The organism is Micromonospora sp. NPDC023737 (assembly GCF_040639715.1).
Classification (GTDB): Bacteria; Actinomycetota; Actinomycetes; order Mycobacteriales; family Micromonosporaceae; genus Micromonospora.
In genome coordinates this window covers 685,838-701,325 of the sequence record NZ_JBFAAL010000002.1, presented here as the reverse complement: position 1 = coordinate 701,325, position 15,488 = coordinate 685,838, and the positions used below count along the sequence as shown (strand labels likewise).

Annotated in this window: 15 protein-coding genes; 7 read left to right on the top strand and 8 right to left on the bottom strand. The window is 71.3% G+C overall.

Annotation, left to right across the window (positions count from 1 at the left end; genetic code table 11):
* Nucleotides 1-4 precede the first annotated feature (4 nt).
* Genes AB0F98_RS08600 through AB0F98_RS08590 form a run of 3 tightly spaced genes read right to left on the bottom strand, consistent with a single transcriptional unit; the run spans nucleotide 5 to nucleotide 3,574 of the window.
* Complete coding sequence (locus AB0F98_RS08600) at nucleotides 5-1,342, bottom strand: NAD(P)/FAD-dependent oxidoreductase (RefSeq protein WP_357730737.1); 1,338 nt, start codon at nucleotides 1,340-1,342, stop codon at nucleotides 5-7.
* Entirely contained in the window at nucleotides 1,339-2,649 is a 1,311-nt protein-coding gene (kynU, locus tag AB0F98_RS08595; RefSeq protein WP_357730733.1) for a kynureninase, read from the bottom strand. Before kynU ends, AB0F98_RS08600 begins: the two co-directional genes overlap by 4 nt.
* Before the next feature lie 22 nt (nucleotides 2,650-2,671).
* The gene (locus AB0F98_RS08590; RefSeq protein WP_357730730.1) at nucleotides 2,672-3,574 is read right to left on the bottom strand and encodes a tryptophan 2,3-dioxygenase family protein; all 903 of its coding nucleotides are present in this window, start codon (nucleotides 3,572-3,574) and stop codon (nucleotides 2,672-2,674) included.
* A 145-nt stretch (nucleotides 3,575-3,719) separates the two neighbouring features.
* On the opposite strand from AB0F98_RS08590, the gene AB0F98_RS08585 reads away from it, so the two are divergent.
* The 3 genes from AB0F98_RS08585 (at nucleotide 3,720) to AB0F98_RS08575 (ending at nucleotide 5,707) form a co-directional block, all read left to right on the top strand.
* Complete coding sequence (locus AB0F98_RS08585) at nucleotides 3,720-4,193, top strand: Lrp/AsnC family transcriptional regulator (RefSeq protein WP_357730727.1); 474 nt, start codon at nucleotides 3,720-3,722, stop codon at nucleotides 4,191-4,193.
* Nucleotides 4,194-4,321: 128 nt separating this feature from the next.
* A complete protein-coding gene (locus tag AB0F98_RS08580) occupies nucleotides 4,322-4,855 on the top strand; it encodes a hypothetical protein (RefSeq protein ID WP_357730724.1) in 534 nt (177 codons plus the stop codon).
* Nucleotides 4,856-4,867: 12 nt separating this feature from the next.
* Complete coding sequence (locus tag AB0F98_RS08575; protein ID WP_357730721.1) at nucleotides 4,868-5,707, top strand: class F sortase; 840 nt, start codon at nucleotides 4,868-4,870, stop codon at nucleotides 5,705-5,707.
* Nucleotides 5,708-5,718: 11 nt separating this feature from the next.
* Here the strand turns inward: AB0F98_RS08575 and AB0F98_RS08570 are convergent, their stop codons facing one another.
* Nucleotides 5,719-6,252 carry an HNH endonuclease gene (locus AB0F98_RS08570; RefSeq protein ID WP_357730719.1) on the bottom strand — a complete coding sequence of 178 codons (534 nt, stop codon included), beginning with the start codon at nucleotides 6,250-6,252 and terminating at the stop codon, nucleotides 5,719-5,721.
* Between the two features lie 340 nt (nucleotides 6,253-6,592).
* On the opposite strand from AB0F98_RS08570, the gene AB0F98_RS08565 reads away from it, so the two are divergent.
* The 3 genes from AB0F98_RS08565 (at nucleotide 6,593) to AB0F98_RS08555 (ending at nucleotide 9,896) form a co-directional block, all read left to right on the top strand.
* Nucleotides 6,593-7,642: a mechanosensitive ion channel family protein gene (locus tag AB0F98_RS08565; protein ID WP_357730715.1), complete on the top strand. Its 1,050-nt coding sequence runs from the start codon at nucleotides 6,593-6,595 to the stop codon at nucleotides 7,640-7,642.
* Nucleotides 7,643-7,879: 237 nt separating this feature from the next.
* Nucleotides 7,880-9,286, top strand: a complete 1,407-nt coding sequence (locus tag AB0F98_RS08560; protein WP_357730713.1) for an MFS transporter — start codon at nucleotides 7,880-7,882, stop codon at nucleotides 9,284-9,286.
* A 190-nt stretch (nucleotides 9,287-9,476) separates the two neighbouring features.
* On the top strand, nucleotides 9,477-9,896 hold the full coding sequence (locus AB0F98_RS08555; RefSeq protein WP_357730710.1) for a globin: 420 nt from the start codon (nucleotides 9,477-9,479) through the stop codon (nucleotides 9,894-9,896).
* Between the two features lie 257 nt (nucleotides 9,897-10,153).
* On the opposite strand, the gene AB0F98_RS08550 is transcribed toward AB0F98_RS08555, so the two are convergent.
* The 4 genes from AB0F98_RS08550 to ettA all read right to left on the bottom strand — a co-directional run bounded on the left by AB0F98_RS08550 (nucleotide 10,154) and on the right by ettA (nucleotide 13,738).
* Nucleotides 10,154-10,738, bottom strand: a complete 585-nt coding sequence (locus tag AB0F98_RS08550) for a YbjN domain-containing protein (protein WP_357730707.1) — start codon at nucleotides 10,736-10,738, stop codon at nucleotides 10,154-10,156.
* Between the two features lie 131 nt (nucleotides 10,739-10,869).
* Nucleotides 10,870-11,616 (bottom strand): hypothetical protein, encoded by a 747-nt coding sequence (locus AB0F98_RS08545; protein ID WP_357730703.1) that lies wholly within the window; start codon nucleotides 11,614-11,616, stop codon nucleotides 10,870-10,872.
* Nucleotides 11,613-12,059, bottom strand: a complete 447-nt coding sequence (locus AB0F98_RS08540; RefSeq protein ID WP_357730700.1) for a thioesterase family protein — start codon at nucleotides 12,057-12,059, stop codon at nucleotides 11,613-11,615. Before AB0F98_RS08540 ends, AB0F98_RS08545 begins: the two co-directional genes overlap by 4 nt.
* A gap of 2 nt (nucleotides 12,060-12,061) precedes the next feature.
* Nucleotides 12,062-13,738: an energy-dependent translational throttle protein EttA gene (ettA, locus tag AB0F98_RS08535; RefSeq protein WP_357730698.1), complete on the bottom strand. Its 1,677-nt coding sequence runs from the start codon at nucleotides 13,736-13,738 to the stop codon at nucleotides 12,062-12,064.
* A 348-nt stretch (nucleotides 13,739-14,086) separates the two neighbouring features.
* Between ettA and AB0F98_RS08530 the strand changes: the two genes are divergently transcribed.
* Nucleotides 14,087-15,487, top strand: coding sequence for a trehalose-6-phosphate synthase (locus AB0F98_RS08530; protein WP_076472525.1), 1,401 nt, complete (start codon nucleotides 14,087-14,089; stop codon nucleotides 15,485-15,487).
* Nucleotide 15,488: the final 1 nt, after the last annotated feature.

The window sequence follows — 15,488 nt, the reverse complement described above, 5'->3', positions numbered from 1 at the left end:
ACGGTCATCGACGCCTCCCTCGGCCGAGCGCCGCACCGACGGCGCCGACCAGCAGGGCCGCCGCGCCCGCGGCGACCACACCGAGCGCCTGGTGTTGCCGGCGCACCCGACGGACCACCTCCGCGTACGGCGTGGTGGAGAAGGACACCAACTCGTAGCGGGAGACGTACCGGCCCGGCAGCGCCCGCTCCAACGCGTGCTCGACCTTGCGGCCGAGCTGGAACAGTGGCGAGGCGACCTTGTCCCGCATCTCCACGAAGTTCGCCAGCGCCATCCGGGCGATCGCCTCGGTGTTCTCCTGCCGGCGCTGCTGGAACAGCGGCAACGCGGCCGCCCAGTCGTCGGCGCACTCGTCCAGGCAACGGTCCAGCTCGACCACGTCCTCGAACGCGCAGTTCGCGCCCTGGCCGTAGAACGGCACGATGGCGTGCGCCGCGTCGCCGAGCAGGCCCACCTTCCCCGTGACCTGCCACGGCGTGCAGCGGACCGTGCCGAGGACGCCGACCGGGTTGTGCTGGTAGTCGTCCACGAGGTTCGGCGCGAGCGGGATCAGGTCCGGGTAGTGCTCGGCGAAGTGCCGTTCGATCGCCGCCGGGCTGCCCAGCGAGGCGAAGGCAGACGTGCCGTGCGTCGGCCAGAAGAGCGTGCAGGTGAAGGAGCGGTCCGGGTTCGGCAGCGCGATCATCATCGAGGTGCCGCGTGGCCAGATGTGCAGGGCGTCCGGATCCAGCGCGAAGTCGCCGCCCATCGCCGGGATGGTCAGCTCCTTGTAGCCGTAGTCGAGGAAGTCCAGGCTCTCCTCGAGCAGCCCGTTGGCGAGCAGCTGACCCCGTACGGCCGATCCGGCCCCGTCCGTGCCGAGGACCACCTGGGCGTTCGCCGTCACCTTGCCCTGTGGGGTGTCGAACGTCATCTCACCGGTGGCCGGGTCGAGCCCCACCAGCCGGTGATCGAAGGCGGCCCGTACGCCGGGCAGCGCGGTGGCCGCGTCGAGCAGGGCGTTGTTCAACGCGCCCCGGCTGATCGAGTTGATCGCCCGATCCCCGGAGGCGCTGTAGGACTGGAACTGCGGTTCCCCCGCCACCGGGTGGATCATTCGGCCGCGCATCGGCAGGGCGTCGGTCATCACCTGCTCGTCGAGGCCGATCCGGCGCAGCGCGTCCAGGCCACGCTCGGAGAGGGCCAGGTTGATCGAACGGCCCCGCTCGACCCGGCCGGTACGCGGATCTGGCCGCCGCTCGTAGAGCGCCACCCGGTAGCCGCGGCGGGCCAGGAAGCAGGCCAGCAGACAGCCGGCCAGGCCCGCGCCGACCACCGCGATCTCGTCGTGTTCCCGGCTCATCGGGTCACCTCCGCGACCGTCGCGGCCAGCGCGTCGGCGACCCGCCAGCAGTCGTGGTACGTGGAGTAGAGCGGGACCGGGGCGAACCGGACGACGTCGGGCTCCCGGGCGTCGGCGATCACCCCGTGCTCGTGGCGCAGCCGCTTGCTGAGTTCCGCGGCGCTGCCGGCGGCGATGCGTACCGACAGTTGGCACCCGTGCCGCTGCGGTTCCCGCGGGGTGACCACGGTCAGCGGCCGGTCGACGCTCACCTCGTCGAGCAGCCGCCGCAGGTATCCGGTGAGGCGCAGGCTCCGCTCACGCAGCGCCGGCATGCCGATGGTGTCGAAGAGCTCGAGCGAGGTGCGGACCGGACCCATCGAGAAGATCGGCGGGTTGGAGATCTGCCACGCCTCCACGGTGGCCGGTGGCCGGGACACCGGGGTCATCTCGAACCGGGTCGCGGCGTCGGTGCTCCACCACCCCTCGAAGCGGGGCAACGTCGGGTCGCCGAGGTGCCGCTCGTGCACGAACGCCCCGGCCAACGCCCCGGGACCGGAGTTCAGATACTTGTACGAGCACCAGGCGGCGAAGTCCACCCCCCAGTCGTGCAGGTGCAGCGGCACGTTGCCGGCGGCGTGCGCGAGGTCCCAGCCGACGATCGCGCCGGCGGCCCGGCCGGCCGCGGTGATCGCCGGGATGTCCAGCAGCTCGCCGGTGAGGTAGTTGACGCCGCCCAGCAGCACCAACGCCACCCGGTCGCCCGCCGCGGCCAGGTAGTCGGTCACCTCCTCGGTGCGCAGGGTGTCCTCACCCGGGCGCGGCCGCAGCCGGACCACGGTCTCGTCCGGGTCGAGCCCGTGGAACCGGGCCTGGCTGCGTACGGCGTAGCTGTCCGACGGGAAGGCACTGTCCTCGATGACGATCTGCGTACGCCGGCCGGCCGGGCGGTAGAAGCTGACCATCAGCAGGTGCAGGTTGACCGTGAGCGAGTTCATCACCACGGTCTCCGCCGGCTGGGCGCCGACCAGTCGCGCGGCCGGTTCGGTGAGCAGTTCGTGGTACGGCAGCCAGGGCCGCTGCGCCTCCAGGTGCCCCTCGACGCCGAGCTGACCCCAGGCGTCCAGGTCGGCGAGGAGTTCCTCGCGGGTGGCTCGCGGCTGCAGTCCGAGCGAGTTCCCGGCCAGATAGGCGGCCTCCGGGTAGCGACCACCGTCGGCGGGAGGCACGTGGAACAGGTGGCGGTGCCCGGGATCGGTCGCGTCGAGCTGCCGGGCCTCGTCCTCCGGCGCGGTGATTCGGGGTGGGACGGAGTGAGGGGCGTTCATTCGGTTGCTTTCTCGCTCTCGTTCACATACTGGTGCGGGCCGACCACAGCTCGGGGAAGACCACCCGGGCCATGCTGCGCTGCAGCCACGCCAATCCGGCGGAGCCGCCGCTGCCGACCTTGGCGCCCATCGTCCGCTGCACGGCCTTGACGTGCTGCCAGCGCCACTCGCCGAACTGATCGGCCACCTCGGTGAGCGCCTCGCCGAGCAGCCGGAGGTGGTTGTCCGGCCCGTTGTCGGCGTAGATCGCCACCCAGGCCGCCTCGATCTGCGGGTGCGTCTCGTGCTCGATGCTGACGTCCCGGTCGAGCACCTCGGCGGGGACGTCGAAGCCGTGCCGGGCGAGCAGTGCGACCACGTCGTCCCATAGGCTCGGCGCGGCGAGGGTATCGCGCAGCTCGTCGTACACCTCGGTGTGCCGGCGGAACGGACGGATGAGCGCCGGGTCCCGGAGACCGAGCAGGAACTCCAGCTGCCGGTACATGGCGGACTGGAAGCCGGACGCCTCACCGAGCAGGTCGCGGAACCGGTTGAAGTCGGCCGGCGTCATCCAGCGCAACCCGCGCCACGCCGCGTTGAGCGCCTCCAGGTGCAGGGCGGCCCGGCGCAGCGGCGCGAGCGTGTCCCACACCTGGTCGGCGCGGATCATCCGCTGGGCCTGGAGCAACTCGTAGCGGGTCAGCCCGAAGTAGAGCTCCATGATCTGGGTGACCATGAGGAAGGACATCTCGCCCGGGTCGTCGCTGAGCGGTTGTTGCAACTGGTGCAGGGTGCTCGCGTGGGTGTACACGTCGTAGGGCACCCGGCCGGCGAACTCCAGAGTCGGCTTGCCGCCGGTGTGTGCCGCCTTGGCCGCCCGCTGCTGCGGCGTGACCGGGCGTACCGCCGAGGTCAGCGTCGGGCTCCGCAGCTCCATCTGCTCCACCTGTCGTCTCCTTCGAGCCGGATTCACAACATGATGTCGCGGGTGGTTCGCCCGATGGAATGCCTGATCGACGGTACTTCCCGAAGCCCACCTGTCGCACGAAAGGCATGAAGGCCCTTCTGGTTCAGGAACGTAAGATCGGCTGATGGACGACATGGACTGGACGCTGCTCCGGGAGTTGCAGACCGATGCGCGCCTCTCCTTCAGCGAACTCTCCCGCCGCGTACACCTCTCACCGCCCGCAGTGGCCGAGCGGGTTCGCCGGCTGGAGGAGTCGGGGGTGATAACCGGCTACCACGCCCACGTCGACCTGAGCCGGGCCGGGCGCACGGTGGGCGCGCTCATCCAGATGAACTGCTACGGGCCGCGTTGCATCCTCAACAACGAACAGGTCGCCGGCTGGCCGGAGATCCTGGAGATCCACCGCATCACCGGAGACGCGTGCTGTGTCCTCCGGGTGGCTGCCGGGTCGATCGTCGAGTTCGAGCGCGTCATCGACCGGCTCGCCCCGCACGGCCAGCCCTCCAGCACGATGATCCTCTCCACCCCGCTGGACTGGCACCCGATCACCCCGCTGCCCGGGCCGGCCGGACCGGAGGCTGACCTCCGCCGCCGCTGACCGGGCTCGTCACCACGCGGTCGCCCGACGTCCCGTCCCGATCCGCTCCGGGTTTGCCGGCAGACCAGAGGGAAAGCACCGCAGGTCGCCCCAGCAGGACCGGTGCACCGGTGCCGGGAGGGAGGATCATGCGGGGTCAGCGACCAGACGGTGGTGTGGTTCCCGCCCCGTCGACCATCAGCAGGCTGCTCGGGGCGTTCGCGCTGATCGCGGCGTTCGTCCTGGCCGGCGCCGCGCCCGCTCGGGCGGGTGAGAACGTGTTCGTCGAGGTCACGCCGAACAGCGTCCAAGCTGGCGAACGGGTGCAGATCCGGGCGAGTTGCGACAACAACAACCGGCAGGCGCAGGTCGAGTCGGACGCATTCGGTCGGGTGACGGTACGACCGGACAACGGGTTCCTGACCGGCTCGGCCAACGTGCCACGGGACAAGCAGCCCGGTGACTACCCGGTCAATCTGCGCTGCCCCAACGGGAACACCGCGTCCGCCATGCTCACCGTGCTGAACATGGCCCAGCCGAGCAAGGGCCCGGCCACCGGCGGCGGGGGCACCGCCACGGGCGGGCGCACCGGCACGATGCTGCTGATCGGCGGACTCGCCGCGGCCGGCGTCGCGGTGGCCCTGGGCATGCTGGGCAGCCGCCGTCGCGGAGCCGGTTCCTGATCCGGGGGCAGCATGGCCCGCTCAGCCGCAGGGCGGAGGCGGCCGGATCGGAACACGTTCCGGACGGCCACCCGGTCGGCCCTGCGCGCGTCCGGACGGCTGACGGTCCGGGCCTCGCGACGGCTGCGCCGGGTCGCCCGGCACACGCTCTCCGCGGGCGTCGCCACCACCGATCCGAGGACGGCGCCACTGCCGACCCGGCCCGGACGTCCACGAACGCGCCACCGGATCGGAGCGGCCGGCGGCCCGGGAATTCCGGTGATGCTCGTCGCCGCGCTGATGGTGCTGATCGTCGCGGTGCTCGGGGTGGAACGGGTGACCGGGCTCAGCGTCCTTCCGGACCAGCTCAGCGCGGGTCTGCGCCCGCCGCCGAAGAAGTTCCCGGTGCTGCCGGCGAGCCCACCGGCGGAACTCTCGATCCGCACGATCGACCTCCGCGCCCCGGTGCACAACGTGGGGATCGCCCCGGACGGCAGCATCGGGGTGCCGGAAACCAGCCGGGCACAGGAGGCGGGCTGGTACGACCAGGGTCCCACCCCCGGCCAGTACGGTCCGGCGGTGATCGTCGGGCACGTGGACACCACCAGCGGGCCGGCGGTGTTCCACCACCTCAAGGAACTGCGCGCCGGCGACCAGGTGGAGGTGACCCGGGAGGACGGCACCGTGGCGGTCTTCGAGGTCAACTCGGTGCAGCGGTTCGACAAGAACGAGTTGCCGGTGGACGAGGTCTTCCGCGACTTCAGCCGCCCGAACCTGCGCCTGATCACCTGCGGTGGCCGGTGGGTCGGTGGGGCGACCGGCTACGCGGACAACGTGGTGGTCTTCGCGTCCCTGGTGAAGGCACACCGGTGAGGCACGTCGGCTCAGGCCGCCTCGGGCTCGCGCAGGTCCAGCCAGTCGGCCCAGCGCGGGTCGGGCGCACGGTGGCCGAGCACCCGCCAGGCGGTGCCCTTCGGCGCCGTGGGCGCCGAGCGCAGCCGCCAGCCCAACTCGGCGGGCGTCTTGTCGCCCTTCGTGTGGTTGCACCGGGCGCAGGCGGCCACCACGTTGTCCCACGCGTGCCGGCCACCTCGGCTCCGCGGGAAGACGTGGTCGATGGTCTCCGCCGGCCCGCAGCAGTAGGCGCAACGCCAGCCGTCGCGAGCGAAGATCGCCCGGCGGGACAGCCCGACGTGGGTGCGGTAAGGCACCCGGACGTACCGGGTCAACCGGACCACCGACGGCACCGGGAGAGCCTCCCGGGCGCTGTGCAGGATGCCGTCACCATCGGCGACGCAGACTGCTTTCGCGGACAGGACGAGGATCGCGGCACGACGCACCGACACGACACACAGCGGCTCGTAAGTGGCATTGAGGACCAGCGCACCGGAGCCCACCGTGGGTCGTATGTCAGGCATCGCGCTCACCCTCCCGGTTCAGCGGCACCTTCCGCGCGCCGCCGACCGGGGACGGGCACGCGGCCACCACGGTCGACGCCGGCCGGATCACCGACGTCCGTTGCGCCAATCGTCCCTGATCGGACCCCGGATTGCACGTACTAATCCGGGGTCCCTCGTGAAGCATTTTCCGGACGTGGCACGATGACCGGTTTCACCACCGACGGGACGGGCGTCTGCTTCCCCGTGTCCGGCCTCGTCGCCACCCGCCGAACCGGGCGATCGACGCAATGACGTCCCCGGCGTCACCCGGCGGTGGGTCGGCCACGGTCCCGCCGACGGATTGCGGTACGAATTCACCGTGACTGCCTCCGCCCTCACGGCCCTCGCCGCCGCCCTGCCGGACGACACACCCAGCCCGGAGTGCCTGAACGAGGCGTTGTGCAACGCCGTCTGGCGGGCGACCAACTGGTCCTGGCTCGCCGAGGGCAGCTACTGGATCCTCGTCAAGCCGCTGCGGGTCATCCTGATCGTGCTGCTCGCCGTGATCGCCCGCTGGGCGGTGCACCGCACGATCAGCCGGCTGGTCCGCACCACCAGTGACGCCGGCGTGCCGGCCATGTTGCGGCCGCTGCGTGAGCGGGTGCCGACGGCCGCGACCGAGCCCGGGGAGTTCGTGCCGGAGCGGCGTCGGCAACGGGCCGAGGCGATCGGCTCCGTGCTACGCAGTCTGACCACCGCGTTCGTCTTCAGCATCGCGCTGCTGATGGTCCTGCGCGAGTTCAGCTTCGACCTGGCTCCACTGCTGGCCAGCGCCGGGATCGCCGGTGTGGCGCTGGGCTTCGGCGCGCAGAGCCTGGTCAAGGACCTGCTGGCCGGCCTGTTCATGTTGATCGAGGACCAGTACGGCGTCGGCGACACCGTCGACCTGGGCGAGGCGACCGGCGTGGTCGAGTCGGTCGGGCTGCGGGTCACGACGGTCCGGGACGGGCGCGGGGTGCTCTGGTACATCCGCAACGGCGAGATCGTCCGGGTCGGCAACAAGAGCCAGGGCTGGGCGCTCGTCGTGATCGACCTGCCGATCGGCTTCGCCGGTACGGAGGAGGCCACGGCGGTGCTGCGTACCGCGGCCGCTTCTCTGGCGGTGGACCCGGAGCTCGCCCCGGAGATCGTCGAGCCGCCCGAGGTGCTCGGCGTGGAGCAGATGACCATGGAAGGCGCGGTGATCCGGACGGTGGTGAAGACGACCGCGGACAGCCAGTTCGCAGTCGGCCGGGAGCTGCGCCGCCGGCTCGCCGAGGCACTCGAGAACTCGGGGATCACCGCGCAGATCGCTGCCGCCCGCCTGTTCCCCGGTACACCGGGCCGGCCGGCGGCCGACGGGGAGACCGATCGGGGCGGCGCGACCTGAGACTTTCTCGACCATCCATCGATGGAGGGGTCGCGAGCCGCGCGGCCCCTCAGGTATCGTCCGTTCGTTCAGTCGGAGATGCGACGATCTATCCGTTCGCCCTAGCCAGTTGTCAGACGATCGGGCAGAATCCGGGGCACGTGTTCCCGCCAGAAGCGTGCTGCGTCCTCGCTGATCCGCAGATCTGACGAGAGTTCTCGAGCCGGCGGTCACCAGTGGCCTGCCCCCTCGGGAACGATGGAGGCGACGGTGACCGACGAGCGACCCTCTCCGGAGGGGCCGGCGACCTTCCGTGAGGTCTTCGCCCAGCGGGAGTACGGGGCGGTCTTCACGGCGGGCGTACTCTCCTGGGTCGGCGACTACCTCGCCAAGGCCGCGGTCACCGTGCTGGTCTACCAGGAGACCCGGTCGGCCGTGCTCTCCGCCACCGCCTTCGCCGTCAGCTTCCTGCCGTGGCTGGTCGGCGGCCCACTACTCGCCGCACTGGCGGAGCGTCACCCGTACCGACGGGTGATGGTGGTGTGCGACCTCATCCGGATGACGCTGATGCTGCTCATCGCCATCCCGAACCTACCGATCTACCTCGTGCTGGGTCTGCTCTTCCTCGCGACCCTGGCCAACCCGCCGAGCCAGGCCGCGAAGTCCGCACTGCTGGCACAGATCCTCACCGGGGACCGGCTGGTGCTCGGGCTCTCGATCAACGCCAGCGCCGGTCAGGCGGCCCAGGTCGTCGGCTACGTGGTGGGCGCTGCGATCGCCCAGTTCGACCCGGCCGTCGCACTGCTGTTCAACGCTGCCACCTTCGCCGTCTCGGCGGCCCTGCTCCGCTTCGGAGTCCGCCAGCGGTCGGCGGCGCTGCACGAGACGGACCGCACCCACCTGCTCCGGGAGACCGCCGAGGGTTTCCAGATCGTGTTCGGCACCCCGGTGCTGCGGGCGATCGCCGTGCTGGTGTTCAGCTCCATGCTCTTCTCGATCGTGCCCGAGGGCCTGGCCGTGGTGTGGGCGGACCGGTCCAGCGGCGACCTGGACCCGGGTCTGGCACAGGCGGTCATCATGGCGGCCAATCCGGTGGGTTTCGTCCTCGGCGGGCTGCTGATCGGGCGCGTCTTCGGCCCGGCCCGCCGGCTGGCCCTGATGCGGCCACTGGCCGTGCTCGCCCCGCTGACCCTGGTGCCCTCCCTGCTCGACCCGTCCCCGGTGGTGGTCGCGCTACTCGCCGCCGCCTGCGGCTTCGCGGTCGCGGGCATGCTCCCAACCGCGAACGGACTCTTCGTCCAGGCCCTCCCGGACGCCTTCCGCGCCCGCGCCTTCGGCGTGATGGCCACCGGGATGCAGGTGCTCCAGGGGCTGGCGGTGCTGGTCACCGGAGCGCTCTCCGACCGATTCGACCTCCCGTCAGTGGTCGGCCTGTGGAGCGCCGCGGGCGTCGTGTTGATGTTGGTGGCCAGCCTGAGCTGGCCGAATCGCCCGACGGTGGAGGCCGCCGTCGCCGCCGCCTCGGGCCGACACACCGGCGCTCGACCCGGATCTGCCAAGACGCCAACGGCCACCCCAGCCGTCAGCAGGACCAACGGAGCAAGGGCGGACGTACCGAGCGGCGACGCCATCGACGGCGAGCGGGCGCGGCACGCGGTCACCTGAGCCAGCCTGCGGTCACCGCCGTCGGGCGGCGGTGCCGGATGCCGCCCGCACGGCCCGCTGAGGTGCAGTCGATGGGAAGCGCGACCGGACCGGACCCGTCCGTCGGGAATCGCCACCCGTGACTCGGCGCACAGGGCGGCAGCGGTCTCCTCCGTGCCGCCGTGGCCCGAGTGCCTGGCAGGATGGAACGGTGAACCCCGCAGGCGAATCCGACCGCTCACAGCCGTCGCAGACTCTCTTCGACGCCATCGGTGGCGAGCCCACGTTCCGCAAGCTGGTGGACGAGTTCTACGCCGGCGTCGCCACCGACCCGCTGCTGCGCCCGATGTATCCCGAGGAGGACCTGGGCCCGGCAGCCGACCGGATGACCCTCTTCCTCATGCAGTACTGGGGTGGCCCGAACACCTACTCCGCGCAGCGGGGACACCCCCGGCTGCGGATGCGGCACGCGCCGTTCCGGATCGGGGTGGCCGAGCGGGACGCCTGGCTGCGCCACATGCGCCGGGCCGTCGACCGGCTCGACCTACCGGCGGACCACGCCACCGCGCTCTGGGACTACCTGGAGCGGGCCGCCTACTTCATGGTCAACGTGATGGAGGACCCGGCCTGAGCCGCCGGCCGCGCCTCTGGCGGGGCGTGGCCGCACGCCGTCACGGCAGCGGCCGGCCCATGCCCAGGCCGCCCCAGAACGACGGGCCTGGCGGCGGGGCGTGGCCGCACGCGGTCACGCCAGGGCAGTACGCCGGACCGCCGCGGGCCACTCACCGGATGCGCTCCGGACCGCCCCGGCGCCGGCCCTAAGGCCGGCCCCGAACCGGTCGAGCCGCTGGCCGGCGGAAGGAGCCGCCGGCAGGGCGACCCCGGAGTTCAGAGCAGGGCACCCTCGTCGTGCAGCCAGTCCACGAAGCTCGTGGCCACCGCCGCGCCGCAGTCGAGCATCTCGACCAGGAGCGCGTCGTGCGTCCCGGCGCCCATCGGCACCTGCAGTTCCGCGTAGATGGGCAACTGGCCACGCTCGGTCGGATCACCCACGTACGCCTTGCAGAACCGGCGGGTGTGGTTCCACTCGTTGACCACGCGGTAGGCCCGGTCGGCCCAGTCCGGCGGGACCGTCGCGTGTGGACGGGCCCGCATGACCAGGATCTCGTCCTCCGGCCCTTCAAGGGTGACCAGCACGGCGTGCCGCTCCCACATGGCGAGCAGGTTGCCGTCGCCGTCGGCCAGGTAGCGCACGTCCAGCAGGTCGAGCGCGTCGCAGACCCGGCTCAGTGTGACCGGTGCGACGGTCGCCGGAATCTCGGCGAGCACCGGTCGGTCGGTTGGCTTACAGTCGTCTCCCGGTTGGCGCGGGGCCGGCGGTCCGACCCGGACGGTGCCCTCCACTGTGATCCCGCTTCGAGTTTCCGGGTCGCCGCCGTTGGCGGGACCGGGGCGCCATGACCACCACGGCATCGCTCGCGCACCTCACTCCCCAGCGGATCCACTCGCCTACCGTGCGTTGGATCCGAGGATGGACGGTACCCGGACAGCCGGGATGAGGCATCCCCCCAACGACCGCACCAAGCCAGAAGGATGAACGCCGGTCATCCGTTCGTACGAGGCGTGAGGGACGTCACGGCAAGATCCGTGCCCTTCTGCAACCAAGCGGCTCCGTACGGTCCCACCAGTCCGACCCATCGGCCGACGACACGCACCTGCACGTCGGCCACCGGTCCGGGCCGCTCCGGCGTGCCCAGGAAGCCCATCCGGACGAGTCCCTGCACCAGTCGCTGGGACACCTCCACGGCCGGGCCGGGCGGGTCTTCCGGAGTCACCACCACGGCCACGTGGTCGAGCAGGGCGTCGCGCAGGGCCCGCTGCCCCACCGCCCGACCGCCCACACCCTGCTCGCTCGCCGTACGCAGGGTGCCAGCGGCCGCCTGAGCGATCCGCCACACCTCGTCGGCGGGCAGGACCTCCACCGGACGGCTCGCCGCCGGAGGCAGCGGCCACCGCCACTGCGCGTCCCGGCGGGGTGGCAGCGCCGGCCCGGAGCGTTCCAACTCCGCCAGCAGATCGGCGGCGCCGACCGCGACGTCACCGGCGCCGGGACCGGCGACGGTCCGCACCACCAGCACCTGCCACGGCAGGCGGGCCCAGATCGCGATCCGGTCCGCCCCGACCGGCCGGAGCCGGACCGACGCGGACCGGTCCAGCCGGACCAACCGGGCCAGGAACGCCCCGGCGTCGGTCAGCCCGACGATGCCGTGACCGCCGTTCGGCGCCGCGGCCCGATCCGGCGGAGCGCCGTGCGCGGCACCGACCCCGGCCGCCGCCTCCGGGCGCGTCATGCGGGCCCGCCCGACGGGGCGTGGTTCAGCAGGAACTCCCGCTCCCGCTCGGTGATCCGGCGCGGCACCTGCCGGCTAAGGTCGAACGGCACCAACACCGAGCGGGCCCGGCCGGCCAGCACCTCGCCGTCGTAGAGCTCGTACGCGACGGTGAACCGGGAGGGCCGGATCTCCTCCACCCACAGCTCGATGCGTACGGTCGGCGCGGCCTCGGCGGTGCCCCGGTCGAGGGAGTAGTCGACCGGGCGCAGGTAGTCCACCTCGTGCCGGCGAATCACCACGCCCGCCGCGAACGAGTCCACCCCCCACGCCCGGGCACCGGCGAACATCAACGCCACCCGCGCCTCCTCGTACAGGGTGAGGAAGCGCGAGTTGTTGACGTGCCCGTAGGCGTCGAGATCGGACCAGCGCAGGGCGCAGTGGTAGACGAACCGGTCAGCCATGCTCAGTCGCGCGTCAGCTTGCGGTACGTCACCCGGTGCGGCCGCGCCGCCTCGGCCCCGAGCCGGTCGATCTTGTTCTTCTCGTACGCCTCGAAGTTGCCCTCGAACCAGAACCACTTCGCCGGGTTCTGGTCGTCGCCCTCCCAGGCCAGGATGTGCGTGGCGACCCGGTCGAGGAACATCCGGTCGTGCGAGATGACCACGGCGCAGCCGGGGAACTCCAGCAGCGCGTTCTCCAGGCTGGAGAGGGTCTCCACGTCCAGGTCGTTCGTCGGCTCGTCGAGCAGGATCACGTTGCCGCCGATCTTGAGGGTCAGCGCCAGGTTGAGCCGGTTCCGCTCGCCGCCGGAGAGCACCTTGGTCGGCTTCTGCTGGTCCGGCCCCTTGAAGCCGAACGCGGCGATGTACGCCCGGGACGGCATCTCGACCTTGCCCACCATGAGGTGGTCGAGCCCGTCGGAGACGACCTCCCAGACGGTCTTGTCGCCGTCGAGGCCCTGCCGGTTCTGGTCGACGTACGACAACGACACGGTCTCGCCGACCCGGACGTCGCCGCCGGTCGGCTGCTCCAGCCCGACGATCGTCTTGAACAGGGTGGTCTTACCGACGCCGTTCGGACCGATGATGCCGACGATGCCGTTGCGCGGCAGCGAGAACGACAGGTTGTCGATCAGCAGCCGGTCGCCGAAGCCCTTGCTGAGGCTGTGCGCCTCGATGACCGTGCTGCCCAGGCGCGGGCCCGGCGGGATCTGGATCTCCTCGAAGTCCAGCTTCCGGGTCTTCTCCGCCTCGGCGGCCATCTCGTCGTAACGGTCCAGGCGGGCCTTCGACTTGGTCTGCCGGGCCTTGGCGTTGGAGCGGACCCACTCCAGCTCGTCGGAGAGGCGCTTCTTCATCTTGGCGTCGCGCCGCCCCTCGACGGCGAGCCGGGCGGCCTTCTTCTCCAGGTAGGTGGAGTAGTTGCCCTCGTACGGGTAGGCCCGGCCGCGGTCCAGCTCGAGGATCCAGTTCGCCACGTTGTCCAGGAAGTACCGGTCGTGGGTGATCGCGATCACCGTGCCGGCGTACTTGGCCAGGTGCTGCTCCAGCCAGGAGACGCTCTCCGCGTCCAGGTGGTTGGTGGGCTCGTCGAGCAGCAGCAGGTCGGGGGCCTCCAGCAGCAGCTTGCAGAGCGCCACCCGGCGACGCTCACCACCGGAGAGTGCCGTGACGTCGGCGTCCGGCGGCGGGCAGCGCAGCGCGTCCATCGCCAGCTCGAGCTTCGAGTCGATGTCCCACGCGTCGGCGTGGTCCAGCTCCTCCTGGAGCCGGCCCATCTCCTCCATCAGCTCGTCGGAGTAGTCGGTGGCCATCTGCTCGGCGATCTTGTTGAACCGCTCCAGCTTGGCCTTGGTCTCGGCGACCGCCTCCTCGACGTTGCCGAGGACGGTCTTGGCGTCGTTGAGCGGGGGCTCCTGGGCGAGCATGCCGACGGTGAAGCCGGGCATCAGCCGCGCCTCGCCGTTGCTCGGCCGGTCGAGCCCTGCCATGATCTTGAGAAGGCTGGACTTACCGGCGCCGTTCGGACCGACCACACCGATCTTGGCCCCCGGCAGGAAGTTCAGCGTCACGTTGTCCAGCACGACCTTGTCGCCGTGCGCCTTGCGCGCCTTTTCCAGGACATAGATGAACTGGGCCACGGTGCGGACTACCTCCGTAGGTTTCGACTGGGAGCCGGCGGGCGAGGGTACGGGCGGCGGATGCCACCGCAGCCGCCGGCCGGGCCGGCCGCACGCACGCCATCGTCAATCCTGACAGGTATTCGACGCAGCGCCCACATCACCCCGCCCGGGCTCAGCGCCGCGTCGCGGCTGCTCCGGCCCGACGGCCGCCCCGGCGTCGGGCCGGAGCGCGACTGTTGGCAAGATCACCGACGGGATTCGGCGAGCGTGGCGAGGGTAGGGAACTCCGGCACGGTCTCCCAGACCTCGCAGCTACGCTCAGTACGCCCATGCGGTTGATCCGCCCAGCACCGGAGGTGGCCGAACGTGACCGTCCGCAGCTCCTTTGTCGTAGTGGCGAACCGCCTGCCGGTCGACGAGGTGAGCACACCCGAGGGGCGGCAATGGCGGCGCAGCCCGGGTGGTCTGGTGACCGCCCTGCACCCCGTCCTCGCCGAACACCAGGGCACCTGGGTTGGCTGGGCCGGCGGCACCGGCGCCGCCCCGGAGCCGTTCGACCTGGAGGGCATCCACCTGCACCCGGTGCCGCTGAGCGCCGAGGAACTCGAGCGCTACTACGAGGGCCAGTCCAACGCGACGATCTGGCCGCTCTACCACGACGCGGTGGAGACGCCGGTCTACAAGCGTCGCTGGCGTGAGACGTACCGCCTGGTCAACGCCCGGTTCGCGGAGGCCGCGGCGGACGTCGCGGCCGAGGGCGCGACGGTCTGGGTGCAGGACTACCAGCTCCAGCTGGTCCCCGCGATGCTCCGCGAGCTGCGGCCGGATCTGCGCATCGGCTTCTTCCTGCACATTCCGTTCCCGCCCATCGAACTTTTCATGCAGATGCCGTTCCGCACCGAGATCCTGCGCGGGCTGCTCGGCGCCGACCTGGTCGGGTTCCAGCAGCGGCTGGCCGCCCAGAACTTCGTCCGGCTGGCCCGGCACCTGCTCGGGCTGCGCTACGAGGGCCAGATGATCCAGGTCGACGGCCGGCAGGTGAAGGCCGGCGCGTTCCCCATCTCGATCGACACCCGGGAGATGGAGCGGATGGCCGCCGACCCGGCGGTCCAGGCCCGGGCCAAGGAGATCCGGGAGGAACTCGGCAATCCCCGGACGATCATTCTGGGCGTGGACCGGCTGGACTACACCAAGGGCATCGAACTGCGCCTGAAGGCCTTCCGGGAACTGCTGGCCGACGGGAAGCTGAGCGTCCCGGACGCGGTCATGGTGCAGGTCGCCACGCCGAGCCGGGAGCGCGTCGAGCACTACCAGGCCCTCCGCGTCAAGGTCGAGCGCGAAGTTGGTCGGATAAATGGCGAATTCGGCAGGGTAGGTGTGCCCGCGGTGCATTATCTCCATCAGTCGTACAGTCGCAGCGAACTCGCCGCGATGTACGTCGCTGCCGACGTCATGATGGTGACCCCGCTGCGAGACGGGATGAATCTGGTGGCCAAGGAGTACGTGGCATCGCGCGCCGACCAGGGCGGAGCCCTCGTGCTCAGCGAGTTCGCCGGGGCAGCGACCGAGCTGCGCCAGGCGTTCCTGTGCAACCCGCACGACCCCGACGCGGTCAAGGATGCCCTGCTGCGGGCCGTGCATGTCGAGAAGCCGGAGGCACGCCGCCGTATGCGGACGATGCAACGCCATCTGCGTACCAACGATGTGGGCCACTGGGCCCAGTCCTTCCTCACCGAGCTCGGTGCTCCCGAGGCGGAGGCCGCGTGAC